This is a genomic window from Lysinibacillus sp. G1-3, from assembly GCF_056322905.1.
Window position 1 is genome coordinate 1 of record NZ_JBWHYQ010000077.1, and the last position, 257, is coordinate 257.

Consider the following 257-nt stretch of genomic DNA (forward strand, 5'->3'; position numbering starts at 1 on the left):
TGCCTAGCGACGTCCTACTCTCACAGGGGGAAGCCCCCAACTACCATCGGCGCTAAAGAGCTTAACTTCCGTGTTCGGTATGGGAACGGGTGTGACCTCTTTGCCATCATCACTAGACTTATGAAAGAAATTATTCTTTCAAAACTGGATAAACGGTGCATTGAATGTTTCAAACATTTTGGTTAAGTCCTCGATCGATTAGTATTCGTCAGCTCCATGTGTCACCACACTTCCACCTCGAACCTATCTACCTCATC

Annotated in this window: 1 rRNA gene; it reads right to left on the reverse strand. The window is 45.9% G+C overall.

Annotation, left to right across the window (positions count from 1 at the left end):
• Position 1: 1 nt before the first annotated feature.
• A 5S ribosomal RNA gene (gene rrf, locus ACVYAD_RS25230) occupies positions 2-117 on the reverse strand.
• Positions 118-257 lie beyond the last annotated feature (140 nt).